Origin of the sequence: Dyadobacter pollutisoli (assembly GCF_026625565.1) — a bacterium.
Classification (GTDB): domain Bacteria; phylum Bacteroidota; class Bacteroidia; order Cytophagales; family Spirosomataceae; genus Dyadobacter; species Dyadobacter pollutisoli.
The window spans coordinates 4,045,224-4,066,498 of sequence record NZ_CP112998.1 but is presented as its reverse complement, the minus strand read 5'-3'; the positions used below and the strand labels follow the sequence as shown (position 1 = coordinate 4,066,498).

Annotated in this window: 18 protein-coding genes; 3 read left to right on the top strand and 15 right to left on the bottom strand. The window is 45.0% G+C overall.

The genetic code is table 11. The annotated features are described in order from the left end of the window. Positions 1-87: 87 nt before the first annotated feature. The 8 genes from ON006_RS16650 to ON006_RS16615 all read right to left on the bottom strand — a co-directional run bounded on the left by ON006_RS16650 (position 88) and on the right by ON006_RS16615 (position 8,653). Positions 88-1,872, bottom strand: a complete 1,785-nt coding sequence (locus ON006_RS16650; RefSeq protein ID WP_244822790.1) for an ABC transporter ATP-binding protein — start codon at positions 1,870-1,872, stop codon at positions 88-90. Positions 1,873-1,932: 60 nt separating this feature from the next. Beyond that, positions 1,933-3,261, bottom strand: coding sequence for a DEAD/DEAH box helicase (locus ON006_RS16645; protein ID WP_244823204.1), 1,329 nt, complete (start codon positions 3,259-3,261; stop codon positions 1,933-1,935). Positions 3,262-3,380: 119 nt separating this feature from the next. Beyond that, positions 3,381-4,022 carry a porin family protein gene (locus ON006_RS16640; protein WP_244822791.1) on the bottom strand — a complete coding sequence of 214 codons (642 nt, stop codon included), beginning with the start codon at positions 4,020-4,022 and terminating at the stop codon, positions 3,381-3,383. Between the two features lie 211 nt (positions 4,023-4,233). After that, positions 4,234-5,310: a hypothetical protein gene (locus ON006_RS16635; RefSeq protein WP_244822792.1), complete on the bottom strand. Its 1,077-nt coding sequence runs from the start codon at positions 5,308-5,310 to the stop codon at positions 4,234-4,236. A 30-nt stretch (positions 5,311-5,340) separates the two neighbouring features. Continuing rightward, positions 5,341-6,258 (bottom strand): hypothetical protein, encoded by a 918-nt coding sequence (locus tag ON006_RS16630; RefSeq protein ID WP_244822793.1) that lies wholly within the window; start codon positions 6,256-6,258, stop codon positions 5,341-5,343. An 8-nt stretch (positions 6,259-6,266) separates the two neighbouring features. Beyond that, complete coding sequence (purN, locus tag ON006_RS16625; protein WP_244822794.1) at positions 6,267-6,836, bottom strand: phosphoribosylglycinamide formyltransferase; 570 nt, start codon at positions 6,834-6,836, stop codon at positions 6,267-6,269. A gap of 130 nt (positions 6,837-6,966) precedes the next feature. Beyond that, a complete protein-coding gene (locus tag ON006_RS16620) occupies positions 6,967-7,662 on the bottom strand; it encodes a TapB family protein (protein WP_244822795.1) in 696 nt (231 codons plus the stop codon). A 109-nt stretch (positions 7,663-7,771) separates the two neighbouring features. Continuing rightward, positions 7,772-8,653, bottom strand: coding sequence for a geranylgeranylglycerol-phosphate geranylgeranyltransferase (locus ON006_RS16615; RefSeq protein ID WP_244822796.1), 882 nt, complete (start codon positions 8,651-8,653; stop codon positions 7,772-7,774). A gap of 181 nt (positions 8,654-8,834) precedes the next feature. Between ON006_RS16615 and bshA the strand changes: the two genes are divergently transcribed. Both bshA and ON006_RS16605 read left to right on the top strand, forming a co-directional pair. Continuing rightward, a complete protein-coding gene (gene bshA, locus ON006_RS16610; RefSeq protein WP_244822797.1) occupies positions 8,835-9,974 on the top strand; it encodes an N-acetyl-alpha-D-glucosaminyl L-malate synthase BshA in 1,140 nt (379 codons plus the stop codon). Positions 9,975-10,104: 130 nt separating this feature from the next. Then, positions 10,105-10,362, top strand: a complete 258-nt coding sequence (locus tag ON006_RS16605; RefSeq protein ID WP_244822798.1) for a DUF4834 family protein — start codon at positions 10,105-10,107, stop codon at positions 10,360-10,362. A gap of 78 nt (positions 10,363-10,440) precedes the next feature. Here the strand turns inward: ON006_RS16605 and ON006_RS16600 are convergent, their stop codons facing one another. The 6 genes from ON006_RS16600 to nuoB all read right to left on the bottom strand — a co-directional run bounded on the left by ON006_RS16600 (position 10,441) and on the right by nuoB (position 20,046). Next, positions 10,441-11,979, bottom strand: coding sequence for an MFS transporter (locus ON006_RS16600; protein ID WP_244822799.1), 1,539 nt, complete (start codon positions 11,977-11,979; stop codon positions 10,441-10,443). A gap of 185 nt (positions 11,980-12,164) precedes the next feature. Further along, positions 12,165-15,008 carry a carbamoyl-phosphate synthase large subunit gene (carB, locus tag ON006_RS16595; RefSeq protein ID WP_244822800.1) on the bottom strand — a complete coding sequence of 948 codons (2,844 nt, stop codon included), beginning with the start codon at positions 15,006-15,008 and terminating at the stop codon, positions 12,165-12,167. Between the two features lie 216 nt (positions 15,009-15,224). Continuing rightward, positions 15,225-17,072, bottom strand: coding sequence for a BamA/TamA family outer membrane protein (locus ON006_RS16590; RefSeq protein ID WP_244822801.1), 1,848 nt, complete (start codon positions 17,070-17,072; stop codon positions 15,225-15,227). 106 nt (positions 17,073-17,178) lie between these two features. Next, positions 17,179-18,858, bottom strand: a complete 1,680-nt coding sequence (locus ON006_RS16585) for a hypothetical protein (protein WP_244822802.1) — start codon at positions 18,856-18,858, stop codon at positions 17,179-17,181. Positions 18,859-18,963: 105 nt separating this feature from the next. Then, positions 18,964-19,506, bottom strand: coding sequence for an NADH-quinone oxidoreductase subunit C (locus ON006_RS16580; RefSeq protein ID WP_244822803.1), 543 nt, complete (start codon positions 19,504-19,506; stop codon positions 18,964-18,966). A gap of 15 nt (positions 19,507-19,521) precedes the next feature. Continuing rightward, entirely contained in the window at positions 19,522-20,046 is a 525-nt protein-coding gene (gene nuoB / locus ON006_RS16575; protein WP_244822804.1) for an NADH-quinone oxidoreductase subunit NuoB, read from the bottom strand. 135 nt (positions 20,047-20,181) lie between these two features. Here nuoB and ON006_RS16570 point away from each other — a divergent pair, with 135 nt between their 5' ends. Next, entirely contained in the window at positions 20,182-20,928 is a 747-nt protein-coding gene (locus tag ON006_RS16570; RefSeq protein WP_267609883.1) for a hypothetical protein, read from the top strand. Positions 20,929-20,933: 5 nt separating this feature from the next. Here ON006_RS16570 and ON006_RS16565 read toward each other — a convergent pair whose 3' ends face one another. Further along, positions 20,934-21,266 carry a helix-turn-helix domain-containing protein gene (locus ON006_RS16565; protein ID WP_244822806.1) on the bottom strand — a complete coding sequence of 111 codons (333 nt, stop codon included), beginning with the start codon at positions 21,264-21,266 and terminating at the stop codon, positions 20,934-20,936. Between the last annotated feature and the right edge of the window lie 9 nt (positions 21,267-21,275).

Here is a 21,275-nt window from a genome sequence, read left to right as displayed (position 1 = left end):
GGGGACGGTTTTGGATTGCCTGCTTTTAATTAAATTTTAATATGAAATAATGAAATTTAATTCTGTTTTAATTTAATGATTTAAAAGCTAATCTTTTCCGATCAGCTCGATCATCTTGTCCAGGTTGAGACTTCTGGCAGAGGCGTCGAAAATTTCACGGTACACACCGTTCTTTTCATACAATTCAATGTGGGTACCGTGTTCGGCAATGCGACCTTTCTTCATCACATATGTTTGATCGGCGTCGAGGATTTGGGAGAGGCTATGGGAGATGATCACGACTGTACGATCCTTTTTGATAGCGTCCAGGCTGTTTTTTATTTGCTCGGTCGCAATGGCGTCCAGACTGGCGGTTGGTTCGTCGAGGAAAATAATGGGCGGGTTTTTCAGGAAGAGGCGGGCAATGGCAATACGTTGTTGCTGGCCGCCCGAAAGCATTTGAGCATCAGTTTCATACTTTGTTGGCAGTTCCATGATCTGCTCGTGCAGATAGGCTTGCTTTGCCGCAGCTTCGAGGTCTTCCTGAGTTGCATCCATTTTGCCATAACGGATATTTTCTGCGATGGAGCCTTTGAAAATATGGTTTTTTTGAAGGACCATGCCAATGGAGTTACGCAATGCAGGAAGATCGTAATCTTTTAAAGGCAGGCCATCCAATGTAAGTGTTCCTGAGTCCGGCGCATAAAAACCGATCAGGAGATTGATCAATGTGCTTTTTCCTGCGCCAGAAAGGCCAACCAGCGCAGTCGTCTGGCCGGATTTGATATTAATGTCAATGTTGTGTAAAGCTTTGGTGCCATTCGGATAAGCAAATGAGACATTAGTAAGTTGATAATCACCTTTCAGGCTCAATGGTACCGCTTTTCCGCTTATTTCGACAGCATTGTCAGCATCCAGGATATCGAAGAACCCTTCCGAATAGGTGAGCGCATCGTTCATCTCGTCGTAAATGCGGTGCAACTGCCGGATAGGAGCGGAAACGTTGTTGAAAAGCAAAATATGGAACATGATCGCGCCGATCGACATTTGCTGATCCAAAACCAGGTATGCAGTAAGAATGATGATCAGCACGACGCCGATTTGCTCGATAAAACTCTTGATACCGTCGTAGGCAAAGTTGGTACGCCGGGTTTTGAGTTGCGATTCCATAAGTTCCATTTGCGTCTGGTACTGTTTTTCGCCTTCAAATTTTTCCCTGACGAAGGATTTGATGACAATAATGGATTCGATCAGGTTGATGAGCCCGCTACTTTTGTTTTCACGCTGCCTTTTAAGCTTTCGTCTTACACCCTGCAATTCACCGGCTTGTTTGAAACTGATCCAGAAATAGATCGGAAGGATAGCGAGGGCAATGCTTCCGACGTAAAAATTGGCCGAAAACATGATGACCAGCGCGACCAAAGCATTCGCAAAAAGCGGCAGAATGTCAATGAAAAAATTCTGAATCAGCTTGGTAAGACTTTCGACGCCGCGGTCTATCCGAGTTTGCAGCTTTCCTTTCTGGTTGTCATTGTCGCTGAAAAAGGCCAGATTATAGGTCAAAATGCGGCTTACTGCCTCCTGAGCCAGGTCGCTGGATACTTTGATCCTGATTTTTTCTCCAAAATACCTTTGACCAAATACAATGAGGGAGTTAACGATTTCTTTCAGGAAAAGAATGACGGAGATGCGAACCAGCAACTCCTTTCCCTGAATGATGCCCCACTGCTTGTCAAGCATGCTTTGAACGCTATCCACGGTGTAGCGCAAAACCCAGGGGTTTACCTGTGCCGTAATTGCTCCTAGCAATGTGAGGAACAGCGCAAAAATGATTTGCCTGTAATAGGGCTTAACGTAAGGTTGAAGACGTTGGAATATCTGCCAAATACTCATATCAATTGAAACAGACTTTGCCGGGAAATAATTGCAATGCCTGTTTCCAATTACGATGCTCTATTTCTTGCCGGATCGTTTGATAGGTCTGCCGTACTTCTGCATTTTCTCCTGTGCGTGGTTCCGTCGCACGTTTACTTTCTGATTTTTCGCAGCTTTCTCATGAAAAGCAGCACCGACAGATTCCCTTTTTGGGAGTTTCACATCAATGTTCTTCATGAAAATTTTCGGTTCTTCATCCGGTGTGAGAATTTCGGAGATTTTAAGCGTTTCGGGCAATGGCGTAATGGGAATCTGGTAATCCATTAACTCTTCGATCAGCGTCAGAAACTCCTTTTCCCGCTCGGTAATGAATGAAATCGCAACCCCTTTTTTATCGGCCCGACCTGTTCTCCCGATCCGGTGAATGTAGTTTTCAGGTATTTCGGGAATATCAAAGTTGAAAACATGCGATACTTCCGCGACATCCAGCCCGCGTGCGATAATGTCTGTGGCGATGAGAATGCGATAAGTCCCGTCGTGAAACTGCCTGATCGTATTAAAACGGTGATTTTGCTCCTTATTGGAATGTATCACACCGATTTTGTTCAGGTATCCTAGTTCGAGCTGAACGTAAAGCTGATCAGCCAATTTTTTGGTGGCCACAAAAATCAGGACCTTGCTCATATCCTCATTTTGTTCCAGCAGCAGATCCAGCAGGTTTACTTTGGTATAAAAATTCGGGACCTCGTAAGCTTTCTGTTCAATGTTGTCCAGAGGGGTTCCAACAGGCGCTGCCTCGATTCTGACAGGATTGTTGAAATAGGTCTGCATCAGAGCTTCGACTTCCTGGGTAATAGTTGCCGAAAACAGCAGGTTTTGTCGTTTTTGCGGAAGAATGTCCAGTATATTTTTCAGCTGGGTCCTGAATCCCAGGTTGAGCATTTCGTCTACTTCGTCAATGACCAGTTTCTTGATCGCCTTGGTTTTCAGCGAACTATTCAATGCCAGATCAACCAGTCGCCCCGGTGTCGCCACGACCACATCGGCACCCATTTTCAGTTCAGCCATCTGCACTTTGATGTTGCCTCCGCCATACACGCCAACTACCTGCAACGTCAGATATGCGCTCAGTTTCCGGACTTCTTCCACCACCTGCACCACGAGTTCGCGGGTTGGGACGAGAATGAGAAGCTGGGGTAAGCGATCCTTCGAAAATTCGAGCTGGCGAAGCGTGGGAAGGAGGTAAGCAAATGTTTTCCCGGTTCCCGTCTGCGCAATGCCGCACACATCTTTACCGGACATGGTAACAGAAAACACTTTTTGCTGAATGGTGGTAGGTGTCGTATATCCCGCCTCAGTCAGCGCTTTTAGCAACGGTTTGGTGAGATTTAATTCTTCAAAAGTCATAGCACTGGTCGAAAATAATGTGCAAAGGTACTTCTTATCTTTCACAAGGCATGAGATAGGCTCTTAAGTAAAAAAGGGCACTCAAATGAATGCCCTTATGATATGAAGTAAATAGTGTGTTAACGTGTCCGGAGTCTTCCGGTGTTTCTGTTGTATGTGCCTAGCGGGAAGCTGAGGCCTAGATTGATTCCCCAGTTGTTGTTTTTAATATTCGAATTGTCAAGTCTTGTCACGTCCAGTAAACCCAGGCCGTAGCGTGCATCGAAATTTAGCCAGATTTTGTCCTGTAAGCGATAGTTCACACCGGCACCAAAGGTCAGTCCCAGATCGAATGGACTGTAGACACGGTTGTTTGAATCTCCGTTAATGTTATTTCCGTCTTTATCTCTCGCCCCTACCAGAAAGTTCAGGTTAGGGCCCAGGAAGATTTTAGGACGGACTCTCTGTCCGTAGCGGCCAAAGAAGAAAGTAGCCAGTAATGGGGCCTGGATGTAGTTTAGGTTAATTTCGTTTGACTTGTTATTGATCTGAGCACCAAGCTGAGTGAATAACAGCTGGCCGCTGAAACCAAATCCTGATTCGGTGCTGTAATTATAGAAACCGCCGATCGTTAATCCGGGTTTCCAGTCGGTATTGGAGACATCCCCTCTGAAATTCGCAATGGAAATTCCAACGAGCGGGCCTATCGAAACGTTTTCTTGCGCTTGTGCCTGCGAGATACATAATGTCAGCGCAAACAACAAAATAATGCAATTTTTCATGTAAGTATGATTTGTTTTTAGTCAAACCAGATTTACAAAAGATGTGCCAATGATGTGCCTGACCGATATTTATGGTAACCGATTCGGTGCTAGTCTACTTATAAAGGATATTTGGATATTTATATTTGATATAAATAAGGGAAAATCGTAGAAATGCCTCTACAATTGTATACGTTTACCGCAAAAACAGCCTTTTTTAATTGCTCCGACATCAAAAATCATCGTCTTCAAGATAGGGCTGATTGGGTATCTGGTAGGTTTTGAGATACGCTTTGAGTTGTGACGGCACTTTCCAATGTTTAAGAAGCTCCTTAATGTTCTTTATCTCGCTTTTCAACTCATTTACATTGGTATTGAACTTAACAATGACCGTCGTGAGTGAATTGGCATGTTGATAGGGTAGGCCACATACCGCTGAAATTTGCTTCTGAATGATTTCTTTTTCCAGTTCCAGTTCTTCTACCTGCTGTTTCAGCACCTTGTTGTAGTAGTTCAGCTGGTTTTTGGTGAGATTTTCGAGCCTATCCTGGTCAATTCTTTCAAATTCAATTTGGAGTTTCAGCAATTGGAGTAAATTATTGTCTTGGTATGCCTGCGTGATCCGCTGCATGGTTTCCGTTTTTCTCAATTTCTCAGCCTCGTCGGTTTCAAGATCGGGATGAAATGCTTTTACGAGATCCATATAAACGGTCCTTACCGATTTGGTCGTTTTCTGCTTTTCCACGTTCTGCTTGGCTTCCCGGATTCGTTGTTGCAGCCGCTGCTCCCTTTGCTCAGTTTTGATGCGCTGCTGTTCTTCTTCCGGCAGGTCATGAAATGCGGCCGATGATACTTCTTCCTGCCCATTTTCGCTATCGAGCAGAAAAGCCGGGTCTGTTATTCTGCTAGCCTCTCTTTCTCTTTTTTCGTTCAATAAAACCTCAATTTCGGTTTCACTGTATTTATTGAAAACCGGTTTTAACTCGTCAAATCCATAATTGGCAATGAGATCGAATGCACTTTCGGTGATCAGGTAAGCAAGTTTGGTCTGATATGCCTTTCTGAAAAGATCATTGGAGTAAGTACGGTCCATGAGGTGAACGATCTCAGCCCGGAAACCCTGATATTCCCGGACAAGCGGATCCAGGTCTGTCGGTATCCGCTGGATCATTTGCTCGTAGGCCGTCCGTAGTTCTGGTATCAGACGGTCCAGTTCTTCAATTTTTTCAGATAACTGATTGAATTCTTTCTGTCTTTTATTTAGACTTTCTTTTTTCTCGTGTATGCGTAAAACCGACGTTTCTGACATAGGGTATTTTGAAATTGGATAAAGTTCGTGTTACAGCGACAGTTCCTGATACGAAATCAGAATAATCGCCAGCACTGCTAATACAAGTCCCCATTTGTTAAGAAGGTTCAAACGCTCCCGATAAATAGTCCACGCGGCGACTGAAGAGACCAGCATGGTGAGGATATTATAGATCGGAAATACAAATGCGGCGCTGTTACCAAATGAAGCCAGCGCGAGAAGGAGGAAGTAAAGGGACAAGAAATTGGGGACACCAAGGATAAGGCCGCCGACAACGCTCCGCAGCAACAGTTTTTCTTTTCCGAATGTGATTTTATAAAGTAGTATCAAAGTCCCGATGATGATGGCGCCGGTACATGCAATGATCATGAATACCGTCGTCTGGCCGGGAAGGTAGAACTTGACGGACAGGTAGTTAATTAATGTATTATTTGTTCCTGCGGCCAAAAATGTCAGCACGGGCAACAGCCATAACATATTTTCAGAAATCAATGCTGATTCTTGACCCTCGCCTTTTTTTTGCCCTGAATGCTGAATTGCGCCGAATGCAAGAGCGACCAATGCTATCAATAGTCCGGCGTAGTTGAGTGCCGTGAATTCCTTGTTATTGTTCCGGAACACAAAAAGGCCGAAAAGAACGGGGATAACCAGCGACATGTTACCCGCCAGGGATGTAGCGGTCACGCTTACTTTTTGAGCAGTAAGCCCGATCAGCATAAATGCGGTGACGAACATAGTGCCCAGCGCCAAAGTAAGTAATGTTCCTTGTGAATCCCATTGCACTTCCCGGAACACCGACAAGTCGGGCGTGAGTAGCAGTCCTGTGAGTACGCAGGCGTAGTAATTGAACACAATGGCGTGAAAAGAATCCACTTTGTAACGCGGATAGGCACGCATGATAAGGTATAGCGCTACTGTAAACAAAACCGCCAGCAAAAAGTAAAGCATATAATTGGCTACTTTTTGTAAAGGATTTCGTCAATCACCCGTGGGTAATGTTCGTGTTCGAGTGCATGTATCTTATGCGCAACGTCGTCGGGAGTATCGGCAGGGTCAATATCGCAGGTAGCCTGGAAAATGATATTGCCTTCGTCGTAGTGCTGGTTGACATAGTGAATGGTAATACCCGATTGTGTTTCTTTCGCATTCACGACTGCCTCGTGTACATGATGCCCGTACATGCCCTTGCCGCCATACTTGGGGAGGAGCGCGGGATGAATGTTGATCATTCGATCGGGAAAGGCGTCGACCAGCATGGGTGGTACCAGCATCATAAATCCAGCCAGGATCACGAGATCGATTCCTTCATTCTGCAAAATTTGTGGGATTTTACCGGTATGGTAGAATGTTTTCTTGTCAAAAAAAACAACGGGTATTTGCAATTTACAAGCCCTTTTGATAACGCCTGCCATTGGATTATTAGTAAAGATCAGCGAGACATCCACATCCTCTCTTTCCAGAAAATATTCACATATCTTTTCAGCATTAGATCCAGAGCCTGAGGCAAAAATGGCAAGTCTTTTCATTGTTTGTAGTTATAATTATATTCAATCAAAGGTAGGCGTAATATTTATTTTACAAATCTAAGCAAAGAACGGCTTAGGGAGTTACCGAAAGCCGTTCTTGGATAAATAAATAGCCAATAGGTACGAAAAATCAATAAATTTTAGTGAGCTCACTGTAACCCATCAGCTTTCCTTTACGATAAGTTTCGGTTTTGAGGTCCCAGACAACGCCTGGTGCCCGATAGGAAATGGTTTGCATGTCCATTTTTATAGGAAAGCCCATCACCATTTCGACGTTCATGTCGGAAGTGAGCTTGTAGGCATCGTAGGTACCGGCGGGAATGGTCAGTTTTTCCTGGCCAGCGATCACGCGGTTCTTGATCAGCATATTGAAGTTAATAGGCATAGGGCCCGACTTTCCTTCACCTTTGACTGATGCGTCTTTCAGTTTGTCGCCGACATTGAATTTGGCAGGGTATTCAATGTTGTCGTAGGTGAATTTCATTTCCATGTCTTTGAACGACTTCATTTGTTCCTGACTGATCATTGAATTGGCATCCAGTGTCAGCACGTTGCCGTCGCACAGCATTTTGTAGGTGTTCTTTAACTCGGATTTTCCCTTGGTGTTGAAAGATTCCATGTCAATGGTAAAAACGGTACCGGCGGCTTCTTTGCTTACTTTGGCGATTTTGTAAACAATTTTACCGGTTGATTTTCCTTTGCCGTCAAAATTGGCCATTTCAAATCCGCCGCCTTCCTTCATGGTAAGGCCAGCACATTCCTGGGCGAAAACCTGCCCGCAAAGCATGGAGAAGCACAGTATGCTCCATAAAACAAGCTTTTTCATATTTGTAGGATTAGTGAGTTCTGGGGTTGACACCCGGGGTAAATATAGTTTTTCAATTCTATTTTAGCACCCGATTTTTTTTAAATTGATTTAAAGGAAAAAAGGCGCATTACGCCCATACCATTGTGATCAATCCGAGGAGCATAATGATCTTGCATAAACTGCTGATTTCCCGGAAGTCACGACGGGTGTCGGCTTTTGAAAGTTTAAAAGTAAGCCAGGAAACGGGCAAGAGCAGCAAAAAGAATAGTAATACAAGTAAATTGTTGTCGAGCGCTCTCGCCATGACAAACAGGGTGAGTACAAAGAACGTCAGTACCAGATAAAGAAAGTTTTTGGTGCGCCTGATCCCCCAGATAATCGGCAAAGTACGACAGCCATGGGCTTCATCTCCTTTAATGTCCTCCATATCTTTCACGATTTCGCGGATCAATGATATGAAAAAGGAAAATACCGCGTAAATGAAAACGAGGTGGCGGTTAGCCGGGTAATGTACGGTAAGAATGAGCAATGTAAACCCTGTGAGCAGCGATACGATAAAGTTACCAATGAAGGGCAGACGCTTGTAACGTTCGGAGTAAAACCAGAGCAATGTGATGGAGAACACATTGATCAAAAAGATGTAAGGACTCACTACCAATCCCAGAACGGCACCCATCACATTCAAGATCTGATGAGCGCCCATTGCCCATCTTCTTTTCAGGTAACGACCTACGACGACGCGCTCCGGTTTGTTGACAATGTCAATTTTAATGTCAAAATAATCGTTGATAATGTAACCTGCCGCTGCAATGCAAACGGTTGACAATGACAGCACAAACATATCCACATTGCCAACAATGGTGCGCCATTCATGCCTTGGGCCGATCAGAAGAATTCGTGTAAAATATTGGGTAAGAACAACAATTACCAGGTTGGTCATGCGGACCAGACGGGCACTTCCGGTAACGTAATCCCATAATCTGATTTTTGGTCTTGCAGACACATTCATGGAGGCTAATGTCAGGAAAAGAAGGTTTAGGCAATAAAATTATTCATTTTATACCATTAACGACAATTCTTTACATCTTTATCCATTTGTTGAGATAAAAAGAGAGCATTTGTTGTTAGTTGTTTAAAATCGGTCATTTTGACGATTTTATCACGCGACTTTCAACTATTTAATAAAAATTATGAAAATTGGTATTGTATGTTACCCTACCTTCGGAGGAAGTGGAGTGGTAGCTACTGAACTTGGAAAGGCGCTTGCCAAAGCCGGGCATCAGGTTCATTTTATTACATATTCTCAACCGCAAAGACTCGATTTTTTCAATGAGAACCTATATTACCACGAAGTAAACATACCTTCTTATCCCTTATTTCAATACCCGCCTTACGAATCGGCACTGTCCAGTGAAATGGTACATGTCGTGCTTAGCGCTGGCCTTGATCTTTTGCATGTTCATTACGCGATCCCCCATGCGTCTTCGGCTTATCTGGCCAAACAAATATTGGCGCAGCAAGGGATTAACATTCCCGTGATCACCACATTACACGGTACCGATATCACGCTGGTAGGTAAAGATTCGTCTTATGAGCCGGTGGTAACATTCAGTATCAACCAGTCGGATGGTATTACGGCAGTTTCGGATTCTTTGAAGAAAGACACATATAGTCATTTTAATATCACCAAGGACATTGAGGTTATACCAAATTTTATCGATTTGGATCGTTTTAACCGTCAGAAAAAGGATCACTTCAAACTGGCCATTTGTCCTAATAATGAAAAGCTTATCGTCCATACCTCCAATTTCAGGAAGGTAAAAAGGATCGATGACGTGATCATGATCTTTGAAAAGCTGCGCAAATTACTGCCTAGTAAATTGTTACTGGTAGGCGACGGGCCGGACCGTGCCCGTATCGAACGTCTGTGCAAAGAGCTGGATATGCTTTCCGATGTGCGGTTTTTGGGTAAACTGGATGCCATTGAAGAGGTACTTTCCGTTGCCGATCTTTTTCTGATGCCTTCCGAATCGGAGAGCTTCGGACTAGCTGCCCTGGAAGCGCTGGCTTGCGAGGTTCCGTTGATCACTTCCAATGCAGGCGGTTTGCCAGAGCTTAATATTCACGGAGTTACCGGATTTTTGAGCGACGTTGGAGATGTGGAGGATATGGTCAAACACGCAGCATTCATTTTGGATGATGAAAATCTGCCTACCTTCAAAGAGAATGCACTGGCACGTGCCAAGGAATTCGATGTTGCTAAAATCCTGCCACATTACGAGTCATATTATGAGCGTGTGCTGGAAAGCAGCAAAGCCATCGAAATCTAGGAGGTAAAACCATCCGTAATTTCACTTGACCGCTCACAACCGGATTGCATCATTCATTAGGTTTTCATTATATTCGTGTGCTATTTATGCTAGGTTTACGTTATAGATTGAAGTAATAAACTTTTGAAAGATGAAACTGGTATTTAATATAATTCTCATATTCTTGCTTCTGATAGCCTTTGTGCCGTTTTTCAGAAGATTTGTTTTTCATTTGCTGGTAGGACGCCAGTTGATCAAAGAGCAGGAAAGACAATACAGGGCTCAGCAGCAACAGCAACGTCAAAATGCAAAGCCGGGTGTCCGTGTCGACAATGTTCCGCAGTCGGATGCTAACCAATCGTCGAGGTTCCGGGGTGGTGAGTATGTTGATTATGAAGAGGTGAAATAGAGAAGTCCAAAAGATAAAAATAGCCGGTACCCTCAGTGTACCGGCTATTTTGTTTTTTATCAAAAAATGTGATCCATTTCAATGGTCGTCCTGATCTTCCACCCGAAGTGACAGCAGTCCCGCCACGATCATCGAAAGCCCGCCGATCACCAATGCGTAAATCGGTTCTCCATTAAAGAATTGCTTGATCAGAAAGCCGAGCAAAGCGGCGGCGACTATTTGCGGAATGACTATGAAGAAGTTGAACAACCCCATAAAATAACCCATTTTCCTGGGAGGCAGCGAACCTGCCAGCATGGCGTAGGGAATGGATAAAATAGACGCCCAGGCCACTCCGATGCCTATCATTGACAGCATCAGATATTTGGCATCCGGTAACAAGTATACCGATAGCAATGCAATACCGCCAGCCAGCAAGCAGATCATATGCGTCAGTTTTCGGCTGGTTTTCAATGCGATAACAGGTATTATAAATGCTACCAATGCTGAAATACCATTGTAAACACCCATACATAACCCTACCCAGTCGGCGCCGTCGTTGTATAATTTACTGGTAGGATCGGATGTCCCGTATAAGTGGCTGGTCACGGCGGGCGTCATATAGATCCACATGGCAAAAAGTGCAAACCATGAAAAGAACTGCACGACAGCAAGTTGCTTCATCGTAGCAGGCATGTTCTGCAGGTCGCTCATGATCATCACAAATGCCGACCCTTCACTTTTATCTTTGGCGACTACTCCTGCTGCTACAAAAAGGAGTCCCATGACGAGAATCCCGAGCGAAAAAATATACAGTTCTTTATTGAGATCACGGCTGATGAACCATAGTGTGAATGCCACTCCCGTAAGTGAAAACATAAAACCCTGTCGCAAAAGCTTTTGTCGCTTGCTGGCAGCAATTGCGGTAGGATGCAACAGTGGTGTTTCAGATTGTTGTTTTGAAAATGTGTGTAACTGTTCCGGGGTGTATTCTCTCGATTTCGCCACAGTCCATATCACTGCCAGCAAAAAAATGAAACCACCCAGATAGAACGACCATTTGACGGAATCCGGCACGATACCTTCCGGCGCCTGGTTGGAAATATTAAACCAGTTGGTGAAAATATACGGGAGAGAAGAAGCGACAATCGCGCCGGTGCCGATAAAGAAACTCTGCATCGCGAAACCGGAAGTACGCTGCCTCGATGGCAGATTGTCGCCTACAAAGGCCCTGAATGGCTCCATTGTAATGTTAATGGAAGCATCCAGTATCCACAATGTGCCGGCGGCAAACCAAAGTCCCGGGGAATTGGGCATGACCAACAGCGAGAGAGACGCCAGTATGGCGCCAGCCAGAAAGTAAGGTCGTCGACGACCCAGCCGGGTCCAGGTGTGGTCACTGAAATAGCCGATGATAGGTTGTATGACCAAGCCGGTTAGTGGGGCTGCTACCCAGAGAATGGGAATGTCGTCGACCTTCGCCCCGAGCGTCTCGAAGATCCGGCTGACATTGGCATTTTGTAATGCAAATCCAAATTGAATGCCCAGGAAGCCGAAGCTCATGTTCCATATGTCCCAAAAGGGAAGCAACGGCTTGGTATCAAATGCTTCGCTTGTGGAGGGAGTATTGGAAGCCATCGAACTGATTTTTAGATATGATAGGAAGCAAATCAGTCCAAAAGTAGGATAGTTTCCGGGTTTTCAAAATTTAATTTTGAAAGGTTATTTTAGGATTAAATAATTAATGCATTTGGATTATCAAACGGTCTGAAACTGAAAAAGCCCGGATTGCTCCGGGCCTTTTCAGTTGAAAACGATCATGACTACCGGCTTAGGTAGAGATTACGCTCGCCATATATTCTCTGGAAGAAATCGTCCTGTAAATCATCAATGAAGTAAATGGCTTCACCGGTTGATTTCATCTCAGGGCCGAGTTCTTTATTTACATTCGGGAACTTGTTGAATGAGAACACAGGGATTTTAATTGCCCAGCCTTTTTTCACAGGATTGAAAGTGAAATCCGATAGCTTTTTGTCACCCAGCATCAGCTTGGTGGCATAATTAACATATGGCTCCTGATAAGCTTTGCAGATGAAAGGTACCGTGCGGGAAGCTCTCGGGTTGGCTTCGATCACATACACAACCCCATTTTTGACGGCGAATTGTACGTTGATCAACCCTTTCACATTCATTGCAAGAGCAATTTTACGGGTATGTTCTTCAATTTGACGGATTTCGTCTTCGGTAAGGTCAAATGGAGGCAATGCAGCATGAGAGTCGCCGGAGTGAATTCCCGCTGGCTCGATATGTTCCATCACACCAATGATGTACGCGTCTTCGCCGTCGCAAATCGCATCGGCTTCTGCTTCCAGGGCACCTTCCAGGAAGTGATCGAGAAGGATATTGTTGTCCGGAATGTCATGAAGGATTTTTACAACATGCTGTTCCAGTTCTTTTTCGTTGATCACGATCTTCATATTCTGGCCACCCAAAACGTAACTTGGACGTACCAGCAAGGGGAATCCTAATGTGCGTGACAGTTCAACCGCAGCGTCAGATGTCCTCACTGTTCCAAACTGTGGAAAAGGAATTTCCAGTTCTTCCAGTAATGAAGAGAAACGTCCGCGATCTTCGGCCCAGTCGAGTGAGTGATAGCTGGTACCGATGATTTTTACACCATATTTTTCCAGTTTTTCAGCCATTTTGAGGGCCGTCTGGCCACCCAGCTGAACGATCACACCTTCCGGTTTTTCATGTTCAATGATGTCGAAAACGTGTTCCCAGAAAACCGGTTCAAAGTATAATTTGTCAGAAATATCAGGGTCGGTTGAAACCGTTTCAGGGTTACAGTTGATCATGATCGTTTCATAACCTGCTTCTTTTGCAGCCAGCACACCGTGTACGCAGGAGTAGTCAAACTCAATCCCTTGTCCGATCCTGTTTGGTCCTGAGCCCAGCACTACCACTTTTTTGCGGTCGCTTACAATCGATTCATTGTCAGGGAATTCCTGTGAGGTATTGAATGTAGAGTAGTAGTAGGGCGTTTTCGCTTCAAATTCCGCCGCGCAGGTGTCTACACATTTATATACACGTTTAATACCCATAGCTTTTCTCTTGTCGTACACCTTACTTTCTTTGGTATTCAACAAATGAGCGATCTGGCGGTCAGCATAACCTTTTTGTTTTGCTGTCAAAAGCAAGTCTTTAGGAAGGTCATCCAGGTCAAATTTTTCAATTTCATGTTCCAGTTCGATCAGTTCTTCAATCTGGCGGAGGAACCACGCATCAATTTTGGTCAGGTTCTGAATGGTTTTGAATGACAAACCAATCTTGAATGCATCATATATGTGGAAAAGCCTGTCCCAGCTCGGATGTTTCAGGCTGTATTTGATCGCCTCCTGATCACGCAGCTCGCGACCGTCAGCCCCCAAACCATTTCTGCGGATTTCCAGTGACTGACATGCTTTTTGCAGCGCTTCCTGGAAATTACGTCCAATACCCATGGCTTCGCCCACAGACTTCATCTGTAAGCCCAATGAGCGATCGGCGCCTTTGAATTTATCAAAGTTCCAGCGGGGAACCTTCACAATCACGTAGTCAATAGAAGGCTCGAAAAATGCCGAAGTACTCCCTGTGATCGGGTTGATCAGCTCGTCCAGGTTGTATCCGATCGCCATTTTAGCAGCGATTTTCGCGATAGGATAACCGGTCGCCTTGGATGCAAGTGCTGAGGAGCGGGAAACACGTGGGTTGATTTCAATCGCAATGATCTGATCATCAGCTGGATTAACTGAGAACTGAACATTACATCCACCTGCGAATTTACCGATGCCGTCCATCATTTTGATGGCCAGGTCGCGCATTTGCTGGTAAAGCGTATCCGGGAGCGTCATCGCGGGAGCAACCGTAATACTGTCGCCCGTGTGTACGCCCATCGGATCGAAGTTTTCGATCGAGCAGATAATGATGAAGTTACCTTTGCTGTCACGGAGCAGTTCGAGCTCGTATTCTTTCCAGCCCATTGCACTTTGTTCTACCAATACTTCGTGTACCGGGGAAGCGTGCAAGCCATTATTCAATGCTTTGTCGAAATCCTCTTCTCTTTCTACAAAACCGCCACCTGTTCCGCCAAGTGTGAAAGAAGGACGGATTACCAGCGGGAAGCCGATTTCCTGTGCAATTTCTTTTCCTTCCAAAAAGGAACGGGCAGTACGACCTTTGCAGACATTTACATTCAATTCAAGCATTTTCAGACGGAATTTCTCCCTATCCTCCGTGGTCTCGATCGCTTTGATGTCCACACCGATGATGTCGATGTCATATTTCTTCCAGATACCTGCTTTGTCACAGTCAATGGCAAGGTTCAATGCAGTCTGCCCACCCATGGTAGGAAGTACCGCATCGATGGGTTTGCCCATTGCCTTATGCTTTTCCAGAATTTCAACGATATACTTCTTTTCCAATGGCAACAGATAGACGTGATCTGCACTGATCGGGTCAGTCATAATCGTTGCAGGATTTGAGTTGATCAAGACCACCTCTATTCCTTCTTCGCGTAGTGAACGGGCTGCCTGAGAACCGGCATAGTCAAACTCGCACGCCTGACCGATGATAATTGGACCTGAACCGATAATTAGAACGGAATTGATATTCGTATTTTTGGGCACAGTAAATGGTAATTTGTAGAAATGAGGAAATACTTTTAAACAACTTTTGGGGTTGCCTGTTGCTGTATGAGCAGGGGGTACGTCCAAAAATTCCACAAAGTTAATTCACATATCCGAAAAAGAAGGGTAGGATGTCTGAAATTACTGTGATTTCTTGAAGATTGTAAATTAAATACCTGTTTATCAGGTGGTTATTGACATTAAAATTCCTTGATGTCATTGAAGCGGGACAATTGAAGGGGCCGAAATGTCAAAATCCCTCAATCGAAGCGGCACGTTTCCGCTTGCCCCAATGCGGAAAACAGATGTGTTTCCCGGAATGTTAGGGTAGTAGCCAAAGCGCAGTTGCAAAGTGTTAAATGTCAGGTTTTCGTTCCTCAGTCTCAGACCGAGGCCGTAGCCTTGATATAAAGGACTTTTCCATAAAGATGCCCCGCCATTGACCAATCCGAGATCCGCGAAAACAAAATAGGCAATGCGGAACCCTAGCAAACTTTTATCAGAGAAAAATACGGTCTCAGTACCTAATGTCAGCCTCTTAGTACCGATCAGCTGGTCGTTGTTAATGCCCCTGATCCCTTGCTCACCACTGATATTGAGATAGTCGAGCCGGTCACGGCGAATACCGTGAGTGTAGCGAAAAACGAGAAATTGCCTGAAAAAGCTGTACCGGAAAGGAATCAGGTTACTGATGTAATTGAGTTGCCCATTGATCACGCCCTGCTGGGCGTGCCCATTTTTTGAGTAAGTACCCATATTCGCGATGCCATACAAATAGCCCAGGTTGTGGGGCAGATATTTTCCGGTAGCATATTGAATACCGCCATAACCTCTCGCACCGAACTCGGTATTTTCCTGCCCGATTGTGAGTGCAAATAAGCTACCTATGGGTACGTCCTCCGTTCTACCAAAGCCATAAATCAAAACGTCCCTCCGATAGTTTCGGTTTGAATAACCAAGGCTGATCAATGTAGTGGTCCGGTTCCAGTAAATTTTGTTCAGGTCGGCTGCGACCGGCGGACGTTCGTCAAAATCATACTTGCTATGGCGAACTGCCGTGACTATCCGCGAGTCTTTGCTTAAACGACTGTTGGGAAAGGGAAACTTGAATGCCCGGCCCAACCATATGTCGTAATATTTATAATCGGTGGGGTATACCGGTAGGGGAACATCCGGGTTGTCTAAAAAACGCCGATACTGCTGTGTTTTGTAATGACCAATTTCCACAGAACCAGCATACTTCGTTTCATTGGTAAGAAATCGGCGGTAGAAACGGATCGATTGTTCTTTCAGGTCTTTTTCAAATATAAAGTTTGCTTGCCCCGTGATGAAGGTTTTGCCGATATAAGGGACCGTATAAATCGTCCTGAATTGAAATTTCTGAGCATTGGCATCTGTATCCTTCGCATCCCAGCGAATAGCCGTTCGCTGCGAATGTGTCGTACCCCGCATGTTTATGTTTTCGACGCCCACATTGAATTTTTTGAATGAACTGAACCCTCCGGAAAAATTCAGCGACCACGAATCCTGGATTAACACAATTACATCGGCCATCCAGGTGACATCCGTTCGCGGGACCACGATGATACGGGCATCGACAATAGTTCGGTTGGAACGGAGCAGACGCTCATTGTCTTTCAGTACCCGGGCCTGAATATCGTCACCTTCGGAAAACATCAGAAATGACTTTCTGATAATGTTTTCCCGGGTGTTGGTATGAAGTTTTTTGCTTAAAAACCGTTCGAGCCGATTACCTTTCCGCGTGGTATCGTAAACCGATTCTCCAAGTATGTCGAGCTGACGAATGTAGATTTTGCGAATAACCATTCCCTCGTAAGGAGTGAATGGATTAGTCTCAATTTTCTTGACCTCGGTAACTTTTCCCTGGTTGTAAACATCTCTGAATAGAAGCCTGTAAACTGCACGTGAAAATTTCGTTTTCGACATCCGTGCTTTCAGGTTCGTATACCGTATGCTGTCGCGGCTGTGTGTTTCCAGGCTGTCCGGGTTTTGGGCCGAAGCAGTAGCAGCTAGCAGTAAAAACAGCAATAAATATCTACACATAGCACTTTCAATTCCAAATCAACACACTTAACGTAAATGTACGAATGTCAGATATAGTAAGATTGCAAACGGAATTTACGAGACTTTGCTGGAAAGCACAGTAATACTATTGTTTATCCGCTTCTAAAATTGCCGCAGCCGTTTTCTCTGTTGCGCTTGGTGCAGGGGCATTTTTTAGGGCAAATTTGCCATTTGGCCTGATAATGGAAAATGTTGCGGCGTCTAAAGGGTTGAGCCTGAACAAAAGGTCCATCATCTGGTTGGAGTTCATCAACAAATGTGTGCCTTTTAGCTTGTGACGTACAATGTATTGTTTGAGAAGTGTATTGGAGGCAGCATAATCCTCCCCGGGGAAATGCAGGTAGAGAAACACAATGTCTTCGGGAAGCCGGGCCTGGAGAGCAGGAATGTATTCCATTTCCTCCCGGCTTTTGGCATCTTCTAGATTCCATTTGACGAGATAAATGGTCTTACCCTTGTAAATATCAACGACCCGGTTGAACCAGGCAGTACCTCTGTCATTGGATGCTGCCAGCGAATAGCCGGGTATGGCCTCCACAGGATCCGTTCTCAGGTCTTTAAAATCGATGAATTTGTTGATATCGGTGCTGTCTTTTACTTCCAGGTTCACGATCTCGTCAAGTGATTGGCGGAATTGTGGAATACCAGTCCTGGACTGAATGTGCTTGCTCAGCAGTAATTGCTGTTTATAAGTAAATTTGTAGAGATTTTTGGCCAGATAGCGGGCTTTCAGAAATTCTGTGGCGGTACTATCGAAAAGATCATTGTAAATCCTGCTTTCTCTTTCATAGTTGAAAAGCAGGTTAAGTACCATTTCGTTTTTTGCAAAAAGCTTGTTCAGAAAATCCAGCTCGTTTTTTTCAGCCAGGCCATTCAATGTGATCTGGTCGAGATGTTCTTTTTCTTCTGTGTCAAGTTTAGTTGCATTGTTTCTGACCAGCGAGGCCATTAATCTTACCGGTAGGGAATTAGTGCGGCTGGGACTGGTATATTTCCGTTCCTCGACCAGCAGGTCAGCATAGTTGCCGAACCGGTTGGCCCAGATGACACGCTGTCCCGTCAGCGGAGGATTGGCCAGGCGCCGCAGGCTGTCGAGCAAGCTTTTACTTACTTCATATTGATTGCTTAATGCGTGTTCGTAAAGGATTTGAAGCTGCTCTTCGTCGGTAATGGATTTTACCCATTGATATAAAACCGGAGAAGCTACGTTATTTATGGTAGCAGGCTGAACAGCCGAAAGTCGAAGCTGTCCACGCTGTGCTGCCAGTGATTTCGCATCGGAAGGACTTCTTTCCCAAAAGGATTTGAAAAAATCAGCGCCCAGAACTTTGTTTAAACTCAATGCCTGATTTTCGGCTGTTAGATATTGTCCATATTGATTGTTCGCATCTGCATTGACACCGGCGAAGTAGAAAAGCTTTTTCGCCTTGGCCAATGAATCCCCATTGAAAGTGATCTCCACAGTTCCGGGAGAGCCCAGAAACGTTGTAAAAGCCTTGCCGCCGTAATCCAGATAAAACTCTTCCTGGGGAAAAAGAATGGGCAGCGAAACTCGGAAACTGCCGTCAGCCTGCAAAGGGGCCTGCTTGCTGAGCTCGGACTGAGGTTGTAGAATGTTGTTTCGGGAAAAAGTGATCGAGGAAGCCTGACGGTAAAGCCTTCCGTTTAAATTGAGTATGCGCCCTTTAATAATCAGGGAATCAGTTGAGGCAAATGAAGAAGTTAAAAAGCCGGAAAAAAGGACGGTCAATAGGATGAAGCGCATGCAGGTACATATTAAAAATTTGTAACGAAAAATAGTGAGCCTTTTTCACGCTACCAAATTTGTTGTATTTATTTCAGCGCATTGTCCGTTGCTTCAATTATCAGGTTAAGCCCTGTCGGTATCCGCGGGCTGCTGCTCAGAATTTCCATCTTCGTAACGCACGTAAATCCCATGGTAGCGGTCTTGTGTATTGTAATCTTTGCGAAGGGGATGCCCCTGCCAGTCTTCTGGAAGCAGGATCCTTCTCAGGTCCGGATGCCCTTCAAAATGAATGCCCATCAGGTCGTAAGCTTCGCGTTCGTGCCAGTCGGCAGTGCGCCAGATATTGCTGACAGTAGGTACCGAGGGCAGCGGGCTGTCCGGCAAATTTCTTGGAAAAATGGCTTTGAGCGTCAGATTAGTCCCGTATGGTATGGAAGTAAGGTTGTAAATTACTTCCATAGTAGCCAGCCCGGCACCATTGTCAATGGCGGTGATGCAAGCCAGATAGTCAAAATATAATTTTTCATTCTCGTGCAAAAACCGGCAGATATCCTGCACATTTTCCACGGGAATGATCAAAACAGGTTGGGGTCCTTTGGTATCGGCATCAATCGCAGCATCCGGGAATGCAGCTACGATCAATGAGGTAATGTCCTGAAAATCCATGAGCTGAGATAAACGTTAAGTGGTGGCGACTTCGGCAGCTTCCATTTCAAGGAACAATTCCGGTGCGAGCGGATGCTCCCCCCTGATCTTTTCCTGTAATTTCATAAAACCACCGATCAAAGCCTCGGGTCGTGGCGGGCAACCCGGAACGTATACATCTACCGGTATGATCCTGTCCACACCTTTCACCACATGGTAACCATGTTCCCAGTAGGGCCCTCCACAGTTTGAGCAGCTTCCCATTGAGATAACATAGCGCGGCTCAGGCATTTGCTCGTACAGGCGGCGTATCCGATCCGCCATTTTAAAAGTCACGGTACCAGCTACGATCATCACATCCGACTGTCGCGGAGAAGGCCGGGGAAAGATCCCGAAACGTTCCAAATCATAATTAGAAGCGTAGGACGCCATCATTTCAATCGCGCAGCATGCCAGCCCGAAGCCCATTGGCCATAGGGAAGATAGTCGTGCCCAGTTCATCAGGTCTTCTGCGCTGGTTAATATAATGCCACCGTCACCGGTTTTTATTCGCTCGCTCATTCGTAGTTGCAGGGAAATTTTTAGTGGTACGGATATTGCTTCAGTATCACCGAACTATATACACAAAAGTAACCATAATTAGCAAGAAACTGTTTCAGGAGACGTTACAAACCAAACACATTTAACTACAACTGTATGAGAAACAAATTACTTTCAGCCGTAATAATAATGTCCGTAACCTTATTCACCTGCGCACAGGCACAGACAGATACGACTGTGCACATATTCAAGAGCGGAATGGCTGTATATGCTGAATTTGGCCTTCTTCCGAATAATAAAAATATCCGCACCGAGCTGTCCAGACTTAACATTAAGCCATTTACTTCTTTTATGGGTTCAATAGTTTTGGCAAGAAGGACCGAATCGGAGCGATGGTTTTCGGAAGGCAGGATCATCATTATGAACAGTACCAACTATACCAAAGACAAGGACGACAAGAAAGCGTATCTCAACGGATTTGGGATCGGAACCGACGGAGGCCCGAAACTGGTCAATAGCACGCGCTGGAATGTACTGATCCCCATTGGAGCTGACCTGATGCTCTACCGGTTGAAAATCAAAAACAATGGCTCAGCAACCATTTCTCAGGTGGTCCAGAACCCTTCGTCATTTCAGCCGATCAAGCTTTTTACGGGCAATATTAATCTGCACGCGGGAATTGGGGCTGATTACAAGATGAATGTCATGCCAAAATTGTATGACAAAGTATATCTCAGCGGGAAAGCTACCTACCACTTGCCGATACTGGGCAAAAGGAAATGGAAAGGGGAAGATGTGACGATCAGCGATCTTTCATCTCTTAAACTGAACCAGATTTATGTGCAGCTGGGCTTGGTTTTCTTTCCAAAACCAGGTCCTAAAAAGTGGGGAAAGATGCATTGATGCTTTTATCGAAGGTTTTCCTTTTCCAGCAGCAATGTGCGGAGACGGTTTTCCAGTATCTTAATGTAGGTATCTTTATCAGCTTCTGTCCGCTGCAAAACAGGCTGCGGGATTGGAGTGTCGGAATGGCTGGTTCGCTCTTCCGAGATCAGCTCGTCCACCGTAATTTCCAGGATTTTGGCGAATTTTTTAAGCTGCTCGATGGACGGGCTGGTTTTTCCTCTTTCAATGTCGGAATAATTGGGTTGTGACATTCCGCTATGGATGGCCATAAATGCCTGCGTATATCTTTTTTCTTCCCTTCTGGCGAGCAGGTTACTTGCAAAAACATTCATCATAGTGTGTTA